A 446-nucleotide genomic window follows, 5' to 3' on the forward strand; every position below is an offset into this window, starting at 1 on the left:
ATACTGTCGCCAATACACTCTGAACTATGATTTTAGTATGGTGGAGCTAAGCGGGATCGAACCGCTGACCTCCTGCGTGCAAGGCAGGCGCTCTCCCAGCTGAGCTATAGCCCCATACAGAGACACTGCATTATCGTCATCAATACCAGCCAATTCGCCTGGCGCGCCGGGAAGGTCAACGCGGTTCACGCGCGGGGGAAGCCCCCAGGGATAAGCAAAACTGGTAGGCCTGAGTGGACTTGAACCACCGACCTCACCCTTATCAGGGGTGCGCTCTAACCACCTGAGCTACAAGCCTGTTACGATAATTTACTCTGTTCTTTCATCAGACAATCTGTGTGAGCACTGCACTCAACTGCATCTCAGGTAAGGAGGTGATCCAACCGCAGGTTCCCCTACGGTTACCTTGTTACGACTTCACCCCAGTCATGAATCACAAAGTGGTC

At 53.1% G+C, this 446-nt stretch carries 2 tRNA genes and 1 rRNA gene; all 3 read right to left on the bottom strand.

Going from position 1 to position 446, the window contains the following annotated elements:
* Window positions 1-38: 38 nt before the first annotated feature.
* Window positions 39-114 (bottom strand) — tRNA-Ala (locus tag C5471_RS23650).
* A gap of 107 nt (window positions 115-221) precedes the next feature.
* Window positions 222-298: transfer RNA gene (locus C5471_RS23655), tRNA-Ile, on the bottom strand.
* 69 nt (window positions 299-367) lie between these two features.
* Window positions 368-446, bottom strand: a 16S ribosomal RNA gene (locus C5471_RS23660); the annotation flags it as partial.

The organism is Photorhabdus tasmaniensis, assembly GCF_011189505.1.
Taxonomy (GTDB): Bacteria; Pseudomonadota; Gammaproteobacteria; order Enterobacterales; family Enterobacteriaceae; genus Photorhabdus; species Photorhabdus tasmaniensis.